Raw genomic sequence first — 20,766 nt, 5'->3', positions numbered from 1 at the left:
GGCCCATGAGGGGCGTTCACAGTCCCGGCGCTCCCCACACCGGGAACCAGCGGCTCAGGTCCTGCTCGATGCGCAGATCGCCGGAGAGCGCGGCCCGCACCTGGAGTTCGAGTGCGTTGTCGCGCCGCCGCGTGCCGTCCGGCGGGGGCGCGAACGGGTAGAACGTGCCGCGTTTGTAGAGGTAGACCAGCGCGAGACGCCGGCCGGAGAGATCCTCGAACCCGGCCAGCGAGCACAGCAGTTGGGGGCCAAATCCGTTGACCTCCATCTGGCTGTTCACGGCGTGCAGGTCGTTCACGAGCGCGGAGAGCTGGTCGGAGGAGCGGCGCGAGACCAGCCAGGAGTAGCCGTAGTCGTCCCGCCGCAGCTCCACCGGTGGGCCGTCGCGGTCGGTGTCGGCGTCCAGGAGGGCCTGCACCTCGCGGTGGGACTGCTCGAAGGCCGCGCCCTCGACCGTGGCGAAGCACACCGCGCCCTGCCCGGTCGGCGTGAAGCCCGCGGCGGCCTCCAGCGTCACGGCCGCCGAGGGCAGCGCGAAGAGCCGGTCGAGATCCGCCACGACCGGCTTGGTCCGGCCCAGCAGGATGTCCATCAGCCCCATGGTCCGCTCACACCCCTCCGGGTGCCGCCGCCTCGCCCAGCTCGGCGGAGATCCGGCCCAGCTGGTCGAGGCGCTGCTCCAGGCTCGGGTGGGTCGAGAAGAGCCGTGCGATGCCGGGCTCCCTGCCCAGGGCCGGCGTGAAGTAGAAGGCGTTGAAGGCCTGGGCCGTGCGCAGGTCCTTGGTCGGGATGCGGGCGATGTCGCCGGAGACCTTGGTGAGCGCGGAGGCCAGCGCCGAAGGCCGGCCGGTGAGCAGCGCGGCCGCCCGGTCCGCGGCCAGTTCCCGGTACCGGGACAGGGCCCGGATCAGCAGGAAGCTGATCGCGTAGACGGCCGCCGACACGCCCATCACCGCGGCGAACACGGCAGCGGTGTTCTGGTCCCTCCGGCCTCCGCCGAACAATTGCGAGTAGAAGGCGAACCGCACGATCAGCCCCGCGATCACACCGAGGAACGACGCGACGGTGATCACGGCGACGTCCTTGTGCGCCACGTGCGACAGCTCGTGCGCCAGCACGCCCTCCAGCTCGGCCGGCTCCAGCCGCCGCAGCAGCCCGGTCGTCACACACACCACCGCGTGATCGGGGTTCCGCCCGGTCGCGAACGCGTTCGGCATGTCCATCTCGGACACCGCGACCACCGGCCCCGGCATGTCGGCCAGGGCGCACAGCCGGTCGATCACCGCGTAGAGCTCGGGATACTCCTCCCGCTCCACCACCCGCCCGCGCATGGCGTACAGCGCGATCCGGTCGGAGAACCAGTACTGCGCGCCGAGCAGCGCCGCCGCGATCACCACGACCAGCACCCACGACTTCAGCAGCACGATCAACGCGGCGACGAACCCCACGTACAACAACCCGAGCAGGAACAGCGTGATCCCCATACGGGTGGTCAACCGCCGATCGCTCCGGAACCGGCTGTGCATCTGCATCACCCCGCAGTCGCGCACTCGTCCCACAGCCAGTGTGCACCCGGGCCCGCCCATGAAGGGGTCGTGATCGTCCCCAGGACCGGCAAAGCCGTCAGCCGCCGGCGGTCACCGCGTAGCCGGGCACGGACGGCCACCGCACCGTCAGCACCACCGACTCCTCCTCCGCGTACCAGGAGTGATCGACACCGCGCCCCCACACGACGTAGTCCCCCTGCCGCTCCAGCAGCACACCGCGCCCGGGGAGTTCGACGCGGAAGCGCCCACTGACGAGCACGAGCAGCGCGGTGCGTTCCTCCCCCCGCACCCACTCCGCCCGCTCGTCACCCCGAGGATGCACACCCCACTTGATCTCCACGGCCTCGCTGTGCCGCGGATCCCCGGCGTCTTTGAAATGCCCGAGGATCCATCCCCGGTCCAGAGCGGCGTCCGCACCGGCGTTGCCCACGTACACGCTGTCGTTCACGGGGCCGGACGTTAGCAGTGGCTCGCGAGCAGCCATCGGGCACGGGCCAACAGCTCGCTCCCTTCCTCGTCCTCGCGCACCGCCGCCGGATACCAGCCCCGCGCCGACCGCGCGGCCCGGGCGCGCGGTTTCACGTCCGGGTCCCCCAGGAGCCCCACCGCGGCCCGCAACCGGGCGATCCCACCCTGCTGCTCCAGCAACCGGAACGCGGCGACGCGCACATGGGGCCGCTCCGGAACGAGCCGCTCGGTCAGCCATGCCTCGGGCAGCAGGGGCGTGGACGGAGCGAGGGATACTCAGCGGCCCAGGCGAGGGCCTCCTCGCGCGTCCGGCCGTCGGGATGGCACAGAGCGAGCGCGAGCCGGGGCTCCACCGCGGGCCCGGCCGCGGAATCGGCCGGGGAGTCGGGCCGCCGGCGGACGAGCCGACGCGGTGCGTCGCCGGCCCCCACGCCCCGGCTCGCGACCCACTTCGCGTCCGGCAACTCCGGGAACGAGTACCACGCCCAGGTGCGTACCGCGACGTCCAAAGCGGTCCAGGCTCCGGGATCGGCGCTGTCGAGAACCTCCCCCAGGGGCGTCCCCCGCACCAGCCGTGCCACGGCCGTTTCTCCGCCCCGGATGTCTTCGTCCATGCCCGACCCCCAGGCTTGACCTGTCATTTTCGAAGGGATCGTAGCGGGCGTCGGAGCGACCGGCGCCGAATCGGGGTGCGGACCGCCGGAGCGGTGGTGTGTGATCGGGGCCATGACGATCGTGTTGCACGTGCCGGATATCGACGGCTTGAGCGAGGCTGTGGGCGTGCTGCGGGAGTGGCAGTACGACGGGGCGCCGATGCAGCTGCACCCGGGGGACGTGGGCTCGGTTCGTCGAGCGCGGTCGTCTGCACCCCGACCTCCAACGCCGGAGCCGTCGCCACCTACAAGGCGGCCGGCTTCGAGCAACTCCCCGAGACCCGGGACCGACGCCGTGACGCCCAGGTGTCCCCGAACGCCGGTGAGGTGCCCGGGTCCGCCTAGTACGGCGCCCGGAAGTTGATGTATCCCAGCAGCACGATCACCGCCGCCACGCAGCCCAGCACCACGGCGGTCGAGATCCAGGAGGAGCGGCGGCGGGACGAGACGTGCTCCGGGTCCGCGCGGAACGGCACGGGCCCGGGTGGGTTGTCCTTCCAGCGCGCGGCGAGCATACGGGCCCGGGCCGAGGGCTCCTTGTGCTCGGCTCCGTCCGCCCATCTGAGGTCGAACTCCCGCTGCTGGTCGTCCTGTTCGTGCTCGGGCATTTCCGCTCCACCCCCGTGTGGTCCTGACCCAAGAATAGAACATACGCCCGCGCCCCCGCTGTCGGAAACAACAGCGGGGGCGCGGGCATCATGCCTGGATCAGGCGTCGATCACACGTCGAAGTACAGCTCGAACTCGTGCGGGTGCGGACGCAGCTGCAGCGGCGCGATCTCGTTCGCGCGCTTGAAGTCGATCCACGTCTCGATCAGGTCCGGGGTGAACACGTCGCCCTGGAGCAGGAACTCGTGGTCGGCCTCCAGGCGGTCCAGGACCGCGCCGAGGGAGGTCGGGACCTGCGCGACGTTCGCGTGCTCCTCGGGAGCCAGCTCGTACAGGTCCTTGTCGATCGGCTCGGCCGGCTCGATCTTGTTCTTGATGCCGTCCAGGCCGGCCAGCAGCAGCGCCGAGAAGGCCAGGTACGGGTTGCCGGAGGCGTCGGGCGCGCGGAACTCGACGCGCTTGGCCTTCGGGTTCGAGCCCGTGATCGGGATACGCATCGCGGCGGAGCGGTTGCGCTGCGAGTACACCAGGTTCACCGGCGCCTCGAAGCCCGGCACCAGGCGGTGGTACGAGTTCACCGTCGGGTTGGTGAAGGCCAGCAGCGACGGGGCGTGCTTGAGGATGCCGCCGATGTAGTAGCGGGCGGTGTCCGACAGGCCCGCGTAACCGGCCTCGTCGTAGAAGAGCGGCTGGCCGCCGGTCCACAGCGACTGGTGGACGTGCATGCCCGAGCCGTTGTCACCGAAGATCGGCTTCGGCATGAAGGTCGCGGTCTTGCCGTTCTGCCAGGCGACGTTCTTCACGATGTACTTGAAGAGCTGGAGGTCGTCGGCGGCGGCGAGCAGCGTGTTGAACTTGTAGTTGATCTCGGCCTGGCCGGCGGTGCCCACCTCGTGGTGCTGGCGCTCCACCTGAAGACCGGCGCGGTTCAGCTCCAGGGAGATCTGGGCACGCAGGTCGGCGAAGTGGTCGACCGGCGGGACCGGGAAGTAGCCGCCCTTGTAGCGGACCTTGTAACCACGGTTGTCCTCGAGGGCACCGGTGTTCCAGGCGCCGGCCTCGGAGTCGATGTGGTAGAAGGACTCGTTCGCGGTGGTCGCGAAGCGGACGGAGTCGAAGACGTAGAACTCGGCCTCGGGACCGAAGTACGCCGTGTCGGCGATGCCGGTCGACGCGAGGTAGGCCTCGGCCTTCTTCGCCACGTTGCGCGGGTCGCGGGAGTACTGCTCGCCCGTGATCGGGTCGTGGATGAAGAAGTTGATGTTCAGCGTCTTGTCACGGCGGAACGGGTCGACCCGGGCGGTCGAGAGGTCCGCGCGCAGCGCCATGTCGGACTCGTGAATGGCCTGGAAGCCCCGGATCGAGGAGCCGTCGAAGGCGAGCTCCTCGTCAGCGTCGAACGCCTCCGCAGGCACCGTGAAGTGCTGCATCACGCCCGGGAGGTCGCAGAACCGGACGTCTACGAACTTGACATCCTCGTCCGCGATGTACTTCTTGGCCTCGTCGGCGTTCTGGAACATCCAGCTCCTCCTACTCCCGACCGTCCCGCCGGGGTGGTAGTTCGTTCGTGCGGCCAGTGCGGGTGGCACACGCTGACCTCGACCCTAGGGACGGGTGGTTTCTCGGGCGTGACTCATTTGTTTCGCACAAGTTAACCGGCTCACCTCCCACCGTAGCCCGGACACACCCCGCCGTGCCCTGGTCATTTACGGGCGCAGTACCGTGGACGGGTGGACAACAGGCAAGCACTCGGATCGTGGCTTTCCGGGCCCCGCGCGGCCGCGGAAGAGGCCGGTGTCGACTTCGGATACCGCGGCGAGCAACTCGGTCTGCCCGAGGAGGGACCCGGCTCGATCGCCCGCCCGGGCCGCCGGCTCGGCGCCCTCGCGGTCGACTGGGGTCTGTGCCTCCTGATCGCATACGGCCTCATCACGCAGAGCTACCACGACGCGGCTCAGATCTGGGCGCCGCTCATCATGTTCGCGCTGATGGTCCTCACGGTCGGTTCGGTGGGCTTCACCCCCGGTAAACGCCTCCTCGGGCTGCGGGTGCTCGCCCTGGACACCGGCCGGGTCAGCCCGTGGCGCGCCGCACTGCGCACGGTCCTGCTCTTCCTCGCGATCCCCGCCCTGATCTGGGACCGCGACGGCCGCGGCCTGCACGACCGGCTGGCGGGCACGGTCGAGGTCCGTATCTGACCCGGACCGACATGAACGACATGAACGAGGGGCGCCCGGTGTGATCCGGGCGCCCCTCGTTCATGTCGTGTGCGGGGATGTCAGCGGGTCTTCGGCCCGCCCTTGGGCAGCCGCATGCCCTTCGGCATCGGCCCCTTCGGCAGCGGCATGTTGCTCATCAGGTCACCGAGGGCGCGCAGCCGGTCGTTGGTGGACGTGACCTGCGGGCCGGTCAGCACGCGCGGGAGCTTCAGCATGGTCGTCCGCAGCTTCTTCAGCTCGACCTGGCCCTCGCCCGTGCCCACGACCAGGTCGTGCACCGGGACGTCCGCGACGATGCGGTTCATCTTCCGCTTCTCGGCGGCCAACAGGGTCTTCACCCGGTTCGGGTTGCCCTCGGCGATCAGCACGATGCCGGCCTTGCCGACCGCCCGGTGCACCACGTCCTGGCTGCGGTTCATCGCCACCGCGGGGGTCGTCGTCCACCCCCGGCCGATGTTGTCGAGCACCGCCGCCGCGGCACCGGGTTGTCCCTCCATCTGCCCGAAGGCGGCCCGCTCGGCCCGTCGCCCGAACACGATCGCCGACGCGAGGAAGGCGAGCAGGAGGCCCAGGATGCCGAGATAGATGGGGTGACCGATCAAGAAACCGATCGCGAGGAAGACACCGAAGGTGACGATTCCGACTGCCGCGAGTACAAGACCGATCTTCTTGTCGGCCTTGCGGGTCATCTTGTAGGTCAGAGCGATCTGCTTCAGTCGCCCGGGGTTCGCAGCGTCCGCTGCGGGTTCCTTCCTCGCCATGCCCCGAAGTCTACGTGGCCCCACAAGCGCCGACGACGGCAGTGCCCGCGGGGGTCCCTGGGGGAGGGCGGGGAGGTCAGGGACGGACGGACAGGGACTGCTCGATGACGCGCTGCGTCTCGACCCGGTCCTTGGCGCGACGGCGGTCCTCCAGCACGGAGGTCCAGGCGTTGCGGCGGGCGGTGCGCTGACCGCTGCTCATCAGCAGCGACTCGACGGCACGCAGTGCGGTCGTGAAGGACGGAATGGCGGTGGCGCGGACGGGCGGCGCGGCCTGCATGGGTGAGGTCCCCCCTCGGGTGCGGGTGTACGTGCTGTGAGTTCAGCGTCACTGATTGGTGTTACCAGGGCGTGACCGACCGGTCAAACACCCATGAAGCCCTGGCGGGGAGTGGTGGAACGCCGACGCGGTCCTGACATGTGCCCTCATCTGCGAGGACGGTCAGGACCGCGTCGAATCGGTCACTACCGGCAGGTAGTCTCTTGTGCGCGAATTCACACGATTGTCTCGCCCCCTGCTGGGCAGGGGCGGTGACGGTCTGTCAGACGGCCTGGGCGGCGATGTGCCCGTCCCCCCGCCGCGGAGCGGCCGAATGACGCTGCTCCATGGCCATCTGGTAGAGCCGCCCGGCGCGGTACGAGGAGCGCACCAGCGGCCCGGACATCACGCCTGAGAAGCCGATCTGCTCGGCCTCCTCCTTCAGTTCCACGAACTCGTGCGGCTTCACCCAGCGCTCCACCGGGTGGTGGCGCACGGAGGGCCGCAGGTACTGCGTGATGGTGACCAGCTCGCAGCCCGCCTCGTGCAGCTGCCGCAGCGCGTCGCTGACCTCCTCGCGGGTCTCGCCCATGCCGAGGATCAGGTTCGACTTGGTGACCAGGCCGTAGTCGCGCGCCTCGGTGATCACCTTCAGGGAGCGCTCGTAGCGGAAGCCGGGGCGGATGCGCTTGAAGATCCGCGGGACCGTCTCGACGTTGTGCGCGAAGACCTCGGGGCGGGAGGAGAAGACCTCCTCCAGCTGCTCCGGGACGGCGTTGAAGTCGGGGGCCAGCAGCTCGACCTTGGTGCGTCCGGCCTCGCGGCCCGCGGTCTGCTGGTGGATCTGGCGCACGGTCTCGGCGTACAGCCAGGCGCCGCCGTCCTCCAGGTCGTCGCGGGCGACGCCGGTGATCGTGGCGTAGTTCAGGTCCATCGTGACGACGGACTCGCCGACCCGGCGGGGCTCGTCGCGGTCGAGCGCCTCGGGCTTGCCGGTGTCGATCTGGCAGAAGTCACAGCGCCGGGTGCACTGGTCGCCGCCGATGAGGAAGGTCGCCTCGCGGTCCTCCCAGCACTCGTAGATGTTGGGGCAGCCGGCTTCCTGGCAGACCGTGTGCAGGCCCTCGCTCTTCACGAGCTTCTGCATCGCGGTGTACTCGGGACCCATTTTCGCCCGGGTCTTGATCCACTCGGGCTTGCGCTCGATGGGGGTCTGGCTGTTGCGGACCTCCAGGCGCAGCATCTTGCGTCCGTCGGGTGCGACTGCGGACACGACCGGCTCCCTAGCGATTGATTCTTCGGCGTCCTCAAGGGTACGCCCGTTGATTTGAATGCCTGTGCGGGCGCTACCCCTCTAGCTCCTCCACGGGCCGATTTATGCCGCCGAGGTCTTCTCGATCTCCCGCGGCTTCAGCTCCGCGTTCTCCAGGACCTCCCGCAGGTGGCGCTCGACCACCGGCAGGACCTCCTCGATCGTCACGTCCCGGCCGAGCTCGCCGGCCAGCGAGGCGACGCCCGCGTCCCGGATGCCGCACGGGATGATCCGGTCGAACCACTTGTTGTCGGGGTTCACGTTGAGCGCGAAGCCGTGCATGGTGACGCCCTTGGCCACGCGGATGCCGATCGCGGCGATCTTGCGGTCCTCACGGCGCTGGCCCGCGTTGGACGGCGCGTACTCGGGGCCGTTCATGCGCGGGTCGAACTCCTCGTCGTGCAGCCGGGGGTCGAAGTCCAGCGACAGCCCGCCGAGCGCGGGGCGCTGCTCGACCGGGTCGCCCAGGATCCACACACCGCTGCGGCCCTCGACCCGGCTCGTCTCCAGGCCGAACTCCGCGCAGGTGCGGATCAGGGCCTCTTCGAGGCGGCGTACGTGCGCCACGACGTCCACCGGGCGCGGGAGCTTCTGGATCGGGTAGCCCACCAGCTGGCCGGGGCCGTGCCAGGTGATCTTGCCGCCGCGGTCCACATCGATGACGGGCGTGCCGTCGAGGGGCCGTTCGCTGTCCGCCGTGCGCCGTCCGGCCGTGTAGACCGGGGGGTGCTCCAGGAGCAACACGGTGTCGGGGACCTCGTCGGCGAAGCGCGCCGCGTGCACCCGGCGCTGCTCGTCCCACGCCTCCTGGTACTCGACGGCCTCGTCACCGAACCCCATGCGGACGAACCGCAACCCACTCACGGCAAGCGCCTCCCTCGGACGGGTGTGTCAGGCACGTAGCGCGCCCAAGCCACTGTACGTCCGGCCCGGACACGTCAGCCCAGGGGGCAATCCTCACACGATCGGATGAATGTCCGGGAAAATATGTGATGGGGTGCTTACTCTCCGCTACATTCGCGCCGTCCAGCAAGCCAAAAGGCCTGCTCACAGGCAATCCGGCACGTCACCAACACCGGAAGGCAGGAGACCGCACCGCACCATGACGGAACGACCCGCGCAGCGCACCCCCAACCGACAGCTCGCCGCGCTCATCGCAGAAGCGGGGTTCTCCAACGCGGGACTCGCCCGTCGCGTGGACCAGCTCGGTCTCGAACACGGGCTTGATCTGAGGTACGACAAGACATCCGTCACCCGGTGGCTGCGCGGTCAGCAGCCCAGGGGTACCACGCCCGCCCTGATCGCCGAGGTCTTCACCCGGCGCCTGGGCCGCCGCCTCACCGCCCAGGACCTCGGCCTGGACGCCTGCGCCCCGGTCTACGCCGGGCTGGAGTTCGCCGCCACCCCCGAGGAGGCCGTCGACATCGTCAGCGGGCTGTGGCGCAAGGACTCCGGCAGCCACGCCGAGCTCCGCAAGATCGCCTTCACTCCGGCCGGGCTCGTGGTGCCCAGCCGCGACTGGCTGATCGGCCGGGCCGACGAGAAGGTCGCCCGGGGCGAGCCGGCCGCCGCCCGCATCCCGACGCAGGGCCACCCGGCCCCACGCCCCACGGGCGCCACGACCGAGCCGGGCGTGCCGTCCCTGCCCCGCCAGCGCGGCCAGGCCGAACGAGGACCCGGCCAGAAGGTCACCGCCGGCGACATCGCCGCCCTGCGCTCGGTCGGCGAGCTGTTCCGCACCCTCGACGACGCCTACGGCGGCGGCCACGCCCGCCAGGCCCTCGTGCGCTACCTGGAGCACGAGTGCGAGCCCATGCTGCGCGGCACCTACGGCGAGCAGACCGGCCGCCGGCTCTTCGCGGCCGCCGCCGACCTGACCCGGCTCGCGGGCTGGACGTCGTACGACATCGCCGCGCACGGACTCGCCCAGCGCTACTTCGTGCAGGCGCTGCGGCTCTCCCAGGCGGCCGGGGACCGGACGTACGGGGCGTACGTGCTGGTCACCATGAGCCGCCAGGCCGTCTACCTCGGGCACGGGCGGGAGGCCGTCCAGCTCGCCCGCGTGGCCCAGCAGGGCGCCGGCACCTCCGGCCCGCCCGTCGTCCAGGCCCTGCTGCACGCCTCCGAGGCGCGCGGGCACGGGGTGCTCGGCGAGGTCCGGGCCTGCACCGCGGCCCTGGTCCGCGCCGAACGCGCCCTGGAGACGGCCCGGCCCGGGGACGACGTTCCGCACTGGGCGAAGTTCTTCGACGAGGCCCAGCTCGCCGACGAGTTCGGCCACTGCCACCGCGACCTGCAGCAGTTCCGCGCCGCCGCCCAGCACGCGGAACGCTCACTCCAGCTCCGGGCCCCCTCCTACGCCCGCAGCCGCCTCTTCTGCCGGATCGTCCTGGCCACCGCCCGCCTGGGCCTCGGCGAACTCGACCAGGCCTGCCAGCTCGCCGCGGAAGCGGCAGGCCAGGCGGCGGAGATGCGCTCGGTGCGGGCGGTGGAGTACGTGAGGGACTTCGAGCGCCGCCTGGAGCCTTACAAGGACGCGGCCCCGGTACGGACTTACCGCGACAAGGTAGCGGCCTTGGGGTGAGGTGTTCGGGGGCGCGGGGCTGGGTCGATCTGCGGCTCCGCCGCGTGGGCGCGACCAGCCCCCACGCACCCGCACCCGACGAACCACCTACGCAGCCCGAGGAACCGTCGGCAGCGGATCGGCAACATGCATCGACCGCCCCGCCCCCAAGTCCGCCAAGATCGCCGCGGACACCCGGTGCCCGGAGTGCAAAGCGCCCTGAACGGTACTGGTATCGCGGTGATCCCCGCACACGTACAGCCCTGCGATCAACCGCACCGGCCGCCGCAGATCATGCGGCGGCCGCATCGCGGGTACGGCCTCGGCCGTGTGATGCACGGCCAGCGTCTCCCAGCGCGCGGTCGACGTCCCGTACAGCCGCGCCAGATGCATTCGCACCGCGGTGTCGACATCGCCCGGAGGACGCCCCAGCACCGTCGACGACACCAGCGCCCGCCCCGCCGGCGCCCGGGACGGATCGACCTGGCTGACCACCGCCGTGTGCGCGACAGGCCCGCCGAGGTCCGCGTCGAGCAGCAGCGACGACCCCGTCGTAGGCGGCTCGTCCGTCGTGTGGTGCACCACCGTCACCGGATGGAACTCCGGCACCCGCAGCCCGGGCAGCAGCTCCGCGGCGGCCCGCGCACCCGTCGCCACCAGTACCGCCCGGCACCGGATCTCGCCGTGCTCCGCGGTGGTCACCGACGTCGTCGATACGGAGGTGACGCGTACGCCGGTGTGCACCGTGCCCGGCGGCAGTGTGCGCGCCAGCAGGTCCGGCAGGGCGTCGGCGCCGCCCTCCGGCAGGCACAACCGGCCCCGTGCGAAGGAGCGCAGCGCGAGGTCCGCGCACCGGCTGGACGTCGTCAGGCCCGGGTCGCACAGCAGGGCGGCGAGCAGCGGACGCAGGAAGCCGTCGATCGTACGGGCGGGCAGTCCGCGCGCCGCCAGGGCCTCACCGGCGGGCAACTCCGGGCGGGCCAGCAGCCGTTCGGCCGGGGTGCCCGCCAGCCGGGTCAGGGCGGCACCCAGCCGGGCCTGGTCGACGGCCGTGCCGAGCGGGGCGCCGGACCGGCTCCGGGGGACGGAGACCTGCCGGCCGGGCACGGCCACGGGCCTCCTGGGCGGCCTCGGTGCGGACGGCGGCCGGGGAGCACTCGCCAGCGCGCGAACCGCGTGCAGTGCGCCCCGTGCGCCCCCTGCGCCCGGCTGGACGCCCGCGCGGTGGTGGCGCCCGTCGCCGTGCAGCAGGACACCGGGCGCGAAGGGCCGCAGCACCAGCCCGTCGAGGCCGGGTGTCAGCCGTAGTTCGGGATACGCCGTGGACAGCAACTGGCCGATCCTGTCGAGCCGGAAGCCGTCGACCTTCTCCGTCGCCATGCGGCCGCCGACCCCGTGGGCGGCCTCCAGGACCATGGTCGTCACTCCTGCGCTGGTCAGCCGGTGCGCGGCCGAGAGTCCGGCGACCCCGGCCCCCACGACGACCACGTCCGCCTGGTACGCGGGCTCAAGCACGTGCCCCTCCTCGAGGTTGCGCGGGCGCTGGAGACGTCATGCCCTCAACAGGCCGCAGGGATACGCGAGTTCTGGTCGAGGGTAGGACCGTGATCGGTCAGCGGGAGTCGCGCATCGGCAGGGCACGGTCGCACGGCGGTCGCATACGGACGCCTTGTGGGCATGAAGTGGTCGCAGGGGGCTGGTGTGCGGCTCGGGGAGCTGTCTCGGAAAAGCCGGTCGGATCCCGGACAGGCGGCCGGTGTGCGCCGTCGAGGCCCGTCCCGGCGGGGCGGGCGGCCGTCACAGCGCCGCCCGGATCGCTCCCTCGATCTCCGGGAAGGCGAACCGGAAGCCCGACTCCAGCAGACGCGCCGGCAGCACCCGGGCGCTACCGAGCACGTCCTCGGCCATTTCGCCGAGCACGGTCCGCAGGACGGTCGCGGGCACCGGGAACAGCGTCGGGCGGTGCAGCACGCGCCCCATGGCCGCCGTCATCTCACGGTTCGTCACGGGGTGCGGTGCGGTGACGTTGAACGGCCCGGACAGGCCGTCGGTCTCGATCAGATGGCGGATCGCGGCGACCTCGTCGTGCAGCGCGACGAACGACCAGTACTGCCGCCCGTCGCCCATCCGCCCGCCGGCCCCCGCCCGGAACAGCGGGAACAGCCGCCCCCAGGCGCCGCCCTCGCGGGAGACGACCAGCCCCGTCCGCGTGAACACCGTGCGGACCCCGGCCTCCTGGGCGGGTGCGGTGGCCCCCTCCCACTCCACGCACAGCGAGGGCAGGAAACCCTCTCCCGCGGGCGCGCTCTCGTCGACCGTGCGCTCCCCGGTCTCGCCGTAGTAGCCGACGGCGCTGCCGTTGACGAAGACCCGCGGCCGGTCCTTCGCGTCCAGTGCGGCCACCGCCTCGGCGAGGGCCGCCGTGCCCTTCACACGGCTGTCGCGGATCCGCCGCTTGTAGGCCTCCGTCCAGCGCCGGTTGCCGACGCCGGCCCCCGCCAGATTGACCACCGCGTGGCACCCGGCGAGCCCGGCCGCGTCCACCCGCCCGCCCTCGGGGTCCCAGTGGATCTCTCCGGCCGTCCGGGGCGTGCCGCGCACCAGGCGGCGCACCTCGTGCCCGTCGGCGGTCAGGGACCGCGCCAGGGCGCTGCCGATGAGACCGGACGCACCCGCCACCGCGATTCTTGAACGTTCCATGAACCCCATCCTGCCGGGTGGCTCCGTAAAACCCTTGCAAGGCCTTGATCCGCTCGCCGTAGGGTGACGCCCATGCCCGAGCTCCCCGCACCGCGCATCCGCGCCGCCCGGCCCGAGGACGACGGTGAGCTGGCCCTGCTCGACCGGCTCACCTGGTCGCATCTGCACGCGGTGATGCCCGAGCCCCAGCCGCCGTACTCTCCCTTTTTCAGCGAGCGGCACACCCCCGAGGACTGCCTGGTGGCCGAGCTCGACGGCCGTCTCGCGGGCTATGTCCACCTCGGATTCCCCACTCCGCTCGACTCGAACCGGCACGTCCGCCAGATCCAGGGTCTCGCCGTCGCCGAGGGGGCGCGCGGCCGGGGAGTCGGGCGGGCGCTGGTCCGGGCCGCTGTCGAGGAGGCCCGCCTGCGCGGCGCCCGCCGCATCACTCTGCGGGTCCTCGGGCACAACACCCCGGCCCGGGCGCTCTACGCGGCCGAGGGGTTCACCGTCGAGGGGATCCTGCCCGAGGAGTTCCTGCTCGAGGGCACGTACGTCGACGACGTGTTCATGGGGCGCTTCCTGTGAGCCGGGGCTACGACGCGGCCAGCTCGCCCGTGTCCACCGGTGCCGTCGCCTCCGCGGCGCGGCGTGCGTCGGAGGCGACCTCGTCCGCCGTCAGGACGTAGCCCGTCTCGGCGTCCGTGGTGGAGCGGGCGAAGACCACGCCGAACACCCGGCCGTCGGTGGTGAGCAGGGGGCCGCCGGAGTTGCCGGGACGGACCGTGGAGCGGATCGAGTAGATCTCCCGGGTGGCCGTCCCGTCGTTGTAGATGTTCTGGCCCGTCGCCCGCACCCGGTTCGCGACCGTCGCCGCCTGGAGGTTCAGGTCGCCGTCCTGCGGATAGCCCGCGACGACCGCCGAGTCGCCGCGCCCGGCGTCGTCGTCGAACCGCAGCACGGGCGCCTTGAGACCCGGCACGTACAGCACGGCCACGTCCTTCTGCGGGTCGAAGAGCACCACCCGCGCCTCATACGTCCGCCCGACCCCGCCGATCTGCACGGTCGGCTCGTCGATGCCCGCCACCACATGGGCGTTGGTCATCACGTGCTCGCGCGCGTAGACGAACCCGCTGCCCTCGCGGCCCTGCGTGCCCGCGACGCCCTCGACCTTCACCGTGCTCCGCTTGGCGGCCTCGGTGGCGGCGGCCGTGACGCTGTCGCCGGTGGGTTTGGCGACCTCGGCCGTCGACTCGTTCTCGAAGGGGTTGAAGACCTGCGGGAAACCCGCCTGCGTCAGCGCGGACGTGGCCCCCGAGAACCAGGCCGGCGTCGTGTCCGGCATCGTCCGCTGCACGGCGCCGAGCAGTCGGGAGTCCCGGATCGCCGAGGTGACCAGCGGCGACGAGGACGCGCCCAGGACGCTCGCGGCCACCCACGCCACGATCAGCACGGCCACCGCGTTGGCCACGGCCCCGCCGATCCCGTCCGCCACTCTCAGCGGCCCCCGGTCCAGTTCCCGCCGCAGCCGCAGCGCGAGGCGCCCCGCCAGCTCGTGGCCCACCACCGCCGGGAGCAGCACCGTGAACACCGCCGTCACCGTCGCCCGCGTGGTCCCCGGCTCCACCAGGTCCATGACCCACGGCAAAATCCACACGCCGACGACCGCGCCGCCCACGAAACCCGCCAGCGACACACAGCCGGCCACCAGCCCGCGCCGGTACCCGGACGCCGCGTAGGCCAGGACGACCAGCAACAGCAGGATGTCGAGCAGGTCCACGCACGCCGCCTTTCTCTCGGAACCCCTTAATACGCGGGGGAGGGCCCGGTGATCAGTCACACGCGCGCGGGGTGATCGGAATCGGCCACGCGGGCGTGCACTCGGAAAAACGTCGCGGACCGTGACGATGGTTCCACCGGGTGGCACATCACACATCGCGGACGGCCCGGATCAGGCCGACAGTGGGACCATGCGTGTCTTCCGAAGACGGCGGGGCGCACGCGGGCACTCCGCCGAAGGGGCACCCGGCACAGCCGGCCTGCCGCGCGCGGCCCGGGTCCTGCTCGGCTGCCTGCCGGGCGTCGCCGCCGTCGTGGCACTGGTGCTGTGCGCCCACGGCGTCGAGAACGCCGCCGAGACCGGCTCCCGCGCCGCCCCGGCCCGCTCCACCGCCACGCCCTACGCCGCCCCCCGCCCGCACATCGTGCCGAGAGCGCACTGGCTGGGCGACGCCGCCCGCGCGCAGCCCCGCCCCCGCTACGACGACCGGGTCGCCGCCGTCTTCGTCCACCACACCGACTCGCCCAACGGCTACGACTGCGCCGACGCGCCACGCATCATCCGGGACCTCTACACCGGCCAGACCGGCACCCGCGACTGGGACGACATCGGCTACAACTTCGTCGTGGACCGCTGCGGCACCGTCTACGAAGGCCGCGCCGGGGGCGTGGAGCGCGCCGTCACCGGCGCCCACACCCAGGGCTTCAACCACCGCACCACGGGCATCGCCGCCCTCGGTACCTTCACCGAGGGCATGCCCGTCCCGCGGCCCATGATCCGTGCGATCGCCGCGCTGTCCGCCTGGAAGCTGGGCCTGACCGGCACCGACCCGCGCTCGGACGTCCGCCTGGTCTCCAGTAACGGCCTGAGCCGGTACGCGGCCGGCTCCACCGCCAGGCTGCCCGCCCTCGCGGGCCACAACGACGGCTACATGACCAGCTGCCCGGGCGCCGCCCTGCACGCCCGCCTGCCCGAGATCAGACAGCTCGCCGCCCGTCTCCAGGGCCGGCCGGACGGTCCACAGCAAGACCACAGCGAACGCGCAGCGTCCTGAGATCCCGGCCCCCTACGGTCGTCCGCACAGGCAGCCGACTGGAGGTGGGGACCATGAGCAACGGTCGTACGAAGGCCCCGGGGGACACGGGGAACGCGGGTGTGCGGTCGGGAGCCGCGCGTGGCCCCTGGGCGGTGCTCTGCGCGGCCCTGACCGTGGTCCTGGGCCCGGCCGCGGTCACCGCGTCCGCTCTCGACCAGGCCAACGCGGCACCGATGCACCACGCGGTGCGGGCCGACGGGGCGCACGCGTACATCCCGTCCGACGCGAGCCGCCGCCGGGTCGCCTGATCAGCCCCTGAAGCGCTCCCACAGCCGGGGGTAGCGCTCGGCGAGCAGCCCCTCGTTCTCGAAGTCGAGCGGTGTGCCCTCCGGTTCCGGGGGCGCCGGCGCGATCTCCAGGTCGGGGGCGACCGCGCCGGTGAGCTGCTCGTAGGCCTCGTCCGCCGCGTAGCCGAGCTCCTCGGCGTCGCCGTCGATCTCCTCGTCGAAGTCGTCCAGCAGATCGGCGAGCGCGTCCGGGTCGTGCACGGCGCCCTCGAACACCTCCCGGCCCTGGCCGATCAGCCAGCACCGGAAGAAGTCGAAGGCGTCGTCGCTCGCCCCGTCGAGCAGCACCCAGGCGGCGCCCCACAGGTCCCAGCGGTAGGCGCGGTTGTAGCGGGACTCGAAGTGCCGGGCGAAGTCCAGGACCGAGTCCGGGTCCAGCTGGGCGAGCCGGTCCACGAGCAGGTCGGCCTGCTCCTCCGGGTCGCCTTCGGCGGCCTCCCGGGTGTCGTCCACCAGCTCCCAGAACTCCGTCTCGTCCATCACGGGTCAAGCATCGGCCCTGGGACACAGGGGCGCACCCGGAGTGCGCGGGATCGTTATGCGCCGCCCTCGGGCCGGTAGAGCCGCGCCAGCCGCGCCGCGTCCGCGGCGAACCGCTCACGCAGGCCCTCCGGAGCCAGCACCTCCACCTCCGGGCCCAGGGCCGCCAGCTGCGTGTGGGCGACCTCCTCGGACTCCACCGGCAGGGCAACGGTCACCCAGCCGTCGCCGTCCGGGGCCTCCGCGTCCGCCAGTGCCTCCCGGGCGGTCGGCGAACCGAGGGCGTACGGCAGTCCGCGCACGCCGTCGGGGGAGAGGCGCACCACGACCCGCGCCCGCAGGATGGACCGCGCGAACTGCTCCGCCCGCTCCTCCCAGAACGCGGGCAGGTCGAACTCCGGCTCCCGCTCGAAGCGCTCGGCGCCCGGCTCCACGGCCGTGAACCGGTCGATCCGGTACACCCGGAAGGAGCCCCCGGCCACCCGCGCGCACAGGTACCAGACGCCGGCCTTCAGCACGAGCCCGTACGGCTCCAGCTCCCGGACGACCTCGTCCTCCCCGCGCCGGTAGCGGGCGCTGATCCGCCGGTCGTCCCAGACCGCGTCCGCGACGGCCGGCAGCAGGGCGGGCGTCTTCGGCTCCTTGAACCAGTTCGGCGCGTCCAGATGGAACCGCTGGGCCGCCGTCCTGGACGCGTCCCGCAGGGACGGCAGCAGGGCCGCCGACACCTTCAGCTGGGCCGCCGAGGCCGCGTCCTCCAGGCCCATCTCGCGCAGCGCGCCCGGCACCCCGGACAGGAACAGCGCCTCGGCCTCGCCGCGGTGCAGCCCGGTCAGCCGCGTCCGGTACCCGCCCACCAGCCGGTAGCCACCGGCCCGCCCCCGGTCCGCGTACACCGGCACACCGGCCTCCGACAGCGCCTGCGCGTCCCGTGTGACGGTCCGCTCCGAGACCTCCAGCTCACATGCGAGCTCGGCGGCCGTCATGGAGGGCCGGGACTGGAGCAGCAGCACCATCTTGATCAGCCGGGCAGCGCGCATGCCCACATCATGCAGCAGGCCCCCGCCGGGGCGGGGGCCTGCCGATCACCGGTCCTTACTACAGGCCGTACTTCGCGCGCGCTTCCTTCACGGCCGTCGCCTGCACCTCGCCGCGCTTGGCGAGCTGGGCCAGGGCCGCGACGACGATCGACTCGGCGTCGACACCGAAGTGGCGGCGGGCCGCCTCACGGGTGTCCGAGAGGCCGAAGCCGTCGGCGCCCAGCGAGGACCAGTCCTGCTCGACCCACTGCGCGATCTGGTCCGGGACCTGGCGCATGTAGTCGGAGACCGCCAGCACCGGGCCGTCGGCACCCTGGAGCGCCTGCCGCACGAACGGCACCCGCTCCTCGCCGCGCAGCAGCGCCTCGTCCGCCTCCAGGGCGTCCCGGCGCAGCTCGCTCCAGGACGTCGCCGACCACACGTCGGCCGCCACGCCCCACTCCTCGGCGAGCAACCGCTGCGCCTTGAGCGCCCAGTGGATCGCCGTACCGGAGCCGAGCAGCTGGATCCGCGGGGCGTTGGCCGGGGGTGTGATGCCCGCGGACTCCGCCGTGTTGAAGCGGTACAGGCCCTTGACGATGCCCTCGTCGACACCGTCGACGGACGGCTTCGCGGGCTGCGGCATCGGCTCGTTGTAGACGGTCAGGTAGTAGAAGACGTCCTGGTCCTCACCCGGGGCCACCTCGCCGTACATCCGGCGCAGGCCCTCCTTGACGATGGCCGCGACCTCGTAGGCGAACGCCGGGTCGTACGACAGCGCCGCCGGGTTGGTCGCCGCGATCACGGGGGAGTGGCCGTCGGCGTGCTGCAGGCCCTCGCCCGTCAGCGTCGTACGGCCGGCCGTGGCGCCGACGAGGAAGCCGCGGCCGAGCTGGTCGCCGAGCTGCCACATCTGGTCGGCCGTGCGCTGCCAGCCGAACATCGAGTAGAAGATGTAGAACGGGATCATCGTCTCGCCGTGCGTCGCGTACGACGTCGAAGCGGCGATGAAGTCGGCCATCGAACCGGCCTCGGTGATCCCCTCGTTGAGGATCTGGCCGTTCTTGGCCTCCTTGTAGTACATCAGCTGGTCGCGGTCGACCGGCTCGTACGTCTGGCCCTTGGGCGAGTAGATGCCCAGCGAGGGGAACAGCGACTCCATGCCGAAGGTGCGCGCCTCGTCCGGGACGATCGGCACCCAGCGCTTGCCGGTCTCCTTGTCGCGGACGAGGTCCTTGACCAGGCGGACGAACGCCATCGTCGTCGCCACGTTCTGCGCACCCGAGCCCTTGTCGAAGGACGCGAACGCCTTCTCCGCCGGGGCGGGCAGCGGCGCGACCGGGTGCACGCGACGGGCCGGGGCCGGACCGCCGAGGGCGGCACGCCGCTCCTGGAGGTAGCGGACCTCGGGGGAGCCGGCGCCCGGGTGGCCGTAGGGGACCACGCCGTCGACGAAGTCGCTGTCCTTGATCGGCAGCTCCAGCAGGTCGCGCATGTTCTTGAACTCGTCCACCGAGAGCTTCTTCATCTGGTGGTTGGCGTTCTTCGACGCGAACCCCTCGCCGAGGGTGTGGCCCTTGACCGTCTGGGCCAGGATCACGGTCGGCGCGCCCCGGTGCTCGACGGCCGCCCGGTACGCGGCGTACACCTTGCGGGCCTCGTGACCACCGCGCGAGAGGTGGAAGCACTCGAGGATCTTGTCGTCGCTCAGCAGCTTCGCCATCTCCGCGAGCGCCGGGTCGCCGCCGAAGAAGTCCTGGCGGATGTAGGCCGCGTCGCGGGTCTGGTACGTCTGGATCTGCGCGTCCGGTACCTGGCGCAGACGGCGTACGAGCGCGCCCGTGGTGTCCAGCCGGAACAGCTCGTCCCAGGCCGTGCCCCACAGCGTCTTGATCACGTTCCAGCCGGCGCCGCGGAACTGGGCCTCCAGCTCCTGCACGATCTTGAAGTTGGCGCGGACCGGGCCGTCGAGGCGCTGGAGGTTGCAGTTGATGACGAACGTGAGGTTGTCCAGCTCCTCACGGGCCGCGAGCGCCAGGGCCGCCGTCGACTCCGGCTCGTCCATCTCGCCGTCGCCGAGGAACGCCCACACGTGCGAGGCGGAGGTGTCCTTGATGCCGCGGTTGGCCAGGTAGCGGTTGAAGCGCGCCTGGTAGATCGCCGACAGCGGGCCGAGGCCCATCGAGACCGTCGGGAACTCCCACAGCCAGGGCAGCCGGCGCGGGTGCGGGTAGGAGGGCAGGCCGTTGCCGCCCGCCTCCCGGCGGAAGTTGTCGAGCTGCTCCTCGTTCAGCCGGCCGTCGAGGAACGCGCGGGCGTAGATGCCGGGGGAGGCGTGGCCCTGGATGTAGAGCTGGTCGCCGGAGCCGTCGGCCTCTTTGCCCTTGAAGAAGTGGTTGAAGCCGGTCTCGTACAGCCAGGCGGCGGAGGCGAAGGTGGCGATGTGGCCGCCGACGCCGTATTTGCTGCCCCGGGTCACCATCGCGGCCGCGTTCCAGCGGTTCCACGCGGTGATCCGCTGCTCCATCGCCTCGTCGCCGGGCACGGCCGGCTCGGCGGCGGTGGGGATGGAGTTGACGTAGTCGGTCTCGAGGAGCTTCGGCAGCGCGATGCCGGCGCCCTCTGCGCGCTCCAGCGTGCGGCGCATCAGGTATGCGGCACGGTGCGGCCCGGCAGCCTGGGTGACCGCGTCCAGGGAGGCCTGCCATTCGGCGGTCTCCTCCGGGTCCCGGTCGTGGAGCTGGTCGAGCTCGCTCGGCTGGATGGCGTTGGGGTCGGTCATGTCGCCGCCTTCCTCAGTCGAAGGGGGTTCCCTCACATAAGGGGATCGGGGGTGCCCTTTGTCTTTGGCAGGACAGGGCGCTGGGCTCGGGTGCAAGCCCGTCGGCGACTGTAACTCGCTGATCGATGATCGATCAAAGGGTTGAGGGGCAAAACCTCTTGATCACGAGAAAATAGGCACGCGGTGCCTCCGACGGTGGCACGCGGTGACCGATTCTCGAACGGTTTTCGCAGGTCGGAGGTGTTTGAGC

Annotated in this window: 22 protein-coding genes and 1 pseudogene; 6 read left to right on the top strand and 17 right to left on the bottom strand. The window is 71.8% G+C overall.

Annotated features, from left to right (window positions below; translation table 11 throughout):
- Nucleotides 1-16: 16 nt before the first annotated feature.
- The 5 genes from pspAB to CEB94_RS11775 all read right to left on the bottom strand — a co-directional run bounded on the left by pspAB (nucleotide 17) and on the right by CEB94_RS11775 (nucleotide 2,656).
- Nucleotides 17-601: a PspA-associated protein PspAB gene (gene pspAB / locus CEB94_RS11795; protein WP_175432166.1), complete on the bottom strand. Its 585-nt coding sequence runs from the start codon at nucleotides 599-601 to the stop codon at nucleotides 17-19.
- A gap of 7 nt (nucleotides 602-608) precedes the next feature.
- Nucleotides 609-1,526, bottom strand: coding sequence for a zinc metalloprotease HtpX (gene htpX / locus CEB94_RS11790; RefSeq protein WP_175432165.1), 918 nt, complete (start codon nucleotides 1,524-1,526; stop codon nucleotides 609-611).
- A 97-nt stretch (nucleotides 1,527-1,623) separates the two neighbouring features.
- Nucleotides 1,624-1,995 (bottom strand): cupin domain-containing protein, encoded by a 372-nt coding sequence (locus CEB94_RS11785; protein WP_175432164.1) that lies wholly within the window; start codon nucleotides 1,993-1,995, stop codon nucleotides 1,624-1,626.
- An 11-nt stretch (nucleotides 1,996-2,006) separates the two neighbouring features.
- Nucleotides 2,007-2,216 (bottom strand): hypothetical protein, encoded by a 210-nt coding sequence (locus CEB94_RS11780; protein WP_175432163.1) that lies wholly within the window; start codon nucleotides 2,214-2,216, stop codon nucleotides 2,007-2,009.
- Nucleotides 2,217-2,245: 29 nt separating this feature from the next.
- Nucleotides 2,246-2,656, bottom strand: coding sequence for a hypothetical protein (locus CEB94_RS11775; RefSeq protein WP_175432162.1), 411 nt, complete (start codon nucleotides 2,654-2,656; stop codon nucleotides 2,246-2,248).
- 126 nt (nucleotides 2,657-2,782) lie between these two features.
- On the opposite strand from CEB94_RS11775, the pseudogene CEB94_RS11770 reads away from it, so the two are divergent.
- Nucleotides 2,783-3,013, top strand: a pseudogene (locus tag CEB94_RS11770) (hypothetical protein); the annotation flags it as partial.
- On the opposite strand, the gene CEB94_RS11765 reads toward CEB94_RS11770, so the two are convergent.
- Together CEB94_RS11765 and glnA are read right to left on the bottom strand one after the other, a co-directional pair.
- On the bottom strand, nucleotides 3,010-3,276 hold the full coding sequence (locus CEB94_RS11765; RefSeq protein WP_175432161.1) for an SCO2583/SCO2584 N-terminal domain-containing protein: 267 nt from the start codon (nucleotides 3,274-3,276) through the stop codon (nucleotides 3,010-3,012). The pseudogene CEB94_RS11770 and the gene CEB94_RS11765 overlap by 4 nt on opposite strands.
- Before the next feature lie 110 nt (nucleotides 3,277-3,386).
- A complete protein-coding gene (gene glnA / locus CEB94_RS11760) occupies nucleotides 3,387-4,796 on the bottom strand; it encodes a type I glutamate--ammonia ligase (RefSeq protein WP_175432160.1) in 1,410 nt (469 codons plus the stop codon).
- Between the two features lie 210 nt (nucleotides 4,797-5,006).
- Here glnA and CEB94_RS11755 point away from each other — a divergent pair, with 210 nt between their 5' ends.
- Entirely contained in the window at nucleotides 5,007-5,474 is a 468-nt protein-coding gene (locus CEB94_RS11755) for an RDD family protein (protein WP_175432159.1), read from the top strand.
- Between the two features lie 80 nt (nucleotides 5,475-5,554).
- Here CEB94_RS11755 and CEB94_RS11750 read toward each other — a convergent pair whose 3' ends face one another.
- The 4 genes from CEB94_RS11750 to lipB all read right to left on the bottom strand — a co-directional run bounded on the left by CEB94_RS11750 (nucleotide 5,555) and on the right by lipB (nucleotide 8,691).
- Complete coding sequence (locus CEB94_RS11750; protein ID WP_175432158.1) at nucleotides 5,555-6,256, bottom strand: DUF4191 domain-containing protein; 702 nt, start codon at nucleotides 6,254-6,256, stop codon at nucleotides 5,555-5,557.
- 76 nt (nucleotides 6,257-6,332) lie between these two features.
- On the bottom strand, nucleotides 6,333-6,536 hold the full coding sequence (locus CEB94_RS11745; protein ID WP_030837456.1) for an SCO2195 family GlnR-regulated protein: 204 nt from the start codon (nucleotides 6,534-6,536) through the stop codon (nucleotides 6,333-6,335).
- A 262-nt stretch (nucleotides 6,537-6,798) separates the two neighbouring features.
- Complete coding sequence (gene lipA / locus CEB94_RS11740) at nucleotides 6,799-7,788, bottom strand: lipoyl synthase (RefSeq protein ID WP_175432157.1); 990 nt, start codon at nucleotides 7,786-7,788, stop codon at nucleotides 6,799-6,801.
- A 102-nt stretch (nucleotides 7,789-7,890) separates the two neighbouring features.
- Nucleotides 7,891-8,691 carry a lipoyl(octanoyl) transferase LipB gene (gene lipB / locus CEB94_RS11735; RefSeq protein ID WP_175432156.1) on the bottom strand — a complete coding sequence of 267 codons (801 nt, stop codon included), beginning with the start codon at nucleotides 8,689-8,691 and terminating at the stop codon, nucleotides 7,891-7,893.
- Nucleotides 8,692-8,929: 238 nt separating this feature from the next.
- Between lipB and CEB94_RS11730 the strand changes: the two genes are divergently transcribed.
- Nucleotides 8,930-10,411, top strand: coding sequence for an NsdA family TPR-like regulatory protein (locus CEB94_RS11730; RefSeq protein WP_175432155.1), 1,482 nt, complete (start codon nucleotides 8,930-8,932; stop codon nucleotides 10,409-10,411).
- An 87-nt stretch (nucleotides 10,412-10,498) separates the two neighbouring features.
- Here CEB94_RS11730 and CEB94_RS11725 read toward each other — a convergent pair whose 3' ends face one another.
- Nucleotides 10,499-11,905, bottom strand: coding sequence for an NAD(P)/FAD-dependent oxidoreductase (locus tag CEB94_RS11725; RefSeq protein ID WP_175432154.1), 1,407 nt, complete (start codon nucleotides 11,903-11,905; stop codon nucleotides 10,499-10,501).
- A gap of 282 nt (nucleotides 11,906-12,187) precedes the next feature.
- Nucleotides 12,188-13,090 carry a TIGR01777 family oxidoreductase gene (locus CEB94_RS11720; protein WP_175432153.1) on the bottom strand — a complete coding sequence of 301 codons (903 nt, stop codon included), beginning with the start codon at nucleotides 13,088-13,090 and terminating at the stop codon, nucleotides 12,188-12,190.
- Between the two features lie 72 nt (nucleotides 13,091-13,162).
- On the opposite strand from CEB94_RS11720, the gene CEB94_RS11715 reads away from it, so the two are divergent.
- Nucleotides 13,163-13,660 (top strand): GNAT family N-acetyltransferase, encoded by a 498-nt coding sequence (locus CEB94_RS11715; RefSeq protein WP_175432152.1) that lies wholly within the window; start codon nucleotides 13,163-13,165, stop codon nucleotides 13,658-13,660.
- Between the two features lie 7 nt (nucleotides 13,661-13,667).
- On the opposite strand, the gene CEB94_RS11710 is transcribed toward CEB94_RS11715, so the two are convergent.
- A complete protein-coding gene (locus tag CEB94_RS11710; RefSeq protein ID WP_175432151.1) occupies nucleotides 13,668-14,852 on the bottom strand; it encodes a MarP family serine protease in 1,185 nt (394 codons plus the stop codon).
- 190 nt (nucleotides 14,853-15,042) lie between these two features.
- Between CEB94_RS11710 and CEB94_RS11705 the strand changes: the two genes are divergently transcribed.
- Nucleotides 15,043-15,906 carry a peptidoglycan recognition protein family protein gene (locus CEB94_RS11705; protein WP_246111768.1) on the top strand — a complete coding sequence of 288 codons (864 nt, stop codon included), beginning with the start codon at nucleotides 15,043-15,045 and terminating at the stop codon, nucleotides 15,904-15,906.
- A 53-nt stretch (nucleotides 15,907-15,959) separates the two neighbouring features.
- The gene (locus tag CEB94_RS11700) at nucleotides 15,960-16,196 is read left to right on the top strand and encodes a hypothetical protein (protein WP_175432150.1); all 237 of its coding nucleotides are present in this window, start codon (nucleotides 15,960-15,962) and stop codon (nucleotides 16,194-16,196) included.
- On the opposite strand, the gene CEB94_RS11695 is transcribed toward CEB94_RS11700, so the two are convergent.
- Genes CEB94_RS11695 through aceE form a run of 3 tightly spaced genes read right to left on the bottom strand, consistent with a single transcriptional unit; the run spans nucleotide 16,197 to nucleotide 20,516 of the window.
- Entirely contained in the window at nucleotides 16,197-16,715 is a 519-nt protein-coding gene (locus CEB94_RS11695; protein ID WP_175436970.1) for a DUF4240 domain-containing protein, read from the bottom strand.
- Nucleotides 16,716-16,771: 56 nt separating this feature from the next.
- On the bottom strand, nucleotides 16,772-17,755 hold the full coding sequence (locus CEB94_RS11690; protein WP_175432149.1) for a helix-turn-helix transcriptional regulator: 984 nt from the start codon (nucleotides 17,753-17,755) through the stop codon (nucleotides 16,772-16,774).
- A 58-nt stretch (nucleotides 17,756-17,813) separates the two neighbouring features.
- On the bottom strand, nucleotides 17,814-20,516 hold the full coding sequence (gene aceE, locus CEB94_RS11685) for a pyruvate dehydrogenase (acetyl-transferring), homodimeric type (RefSeq protein WP_175432148.1): 2,703 nt from the start codon (nucleotides 20,514-20,516) through the stop codon (nucleotides 17,814-17,816).
- Nucleotides 20,517-20,766: the final 250 nt, after the last annotated feature.

The organism is Streptomyces hawaiiensis (genome assembly GCF_004803895.1).
Taxonomy (GTDB): Bacteria; Actinomycetota; Actinomycetes; order Streptomycetales; family Streptomycetaceae; genus Streptomyces; species Streptomyces hawaiiensis.
The sequence above is the reverse complement of the archived record's forward strand: the minus strand, read 5'-3'. Positions and strand labels throughout refer to the sequence as shown.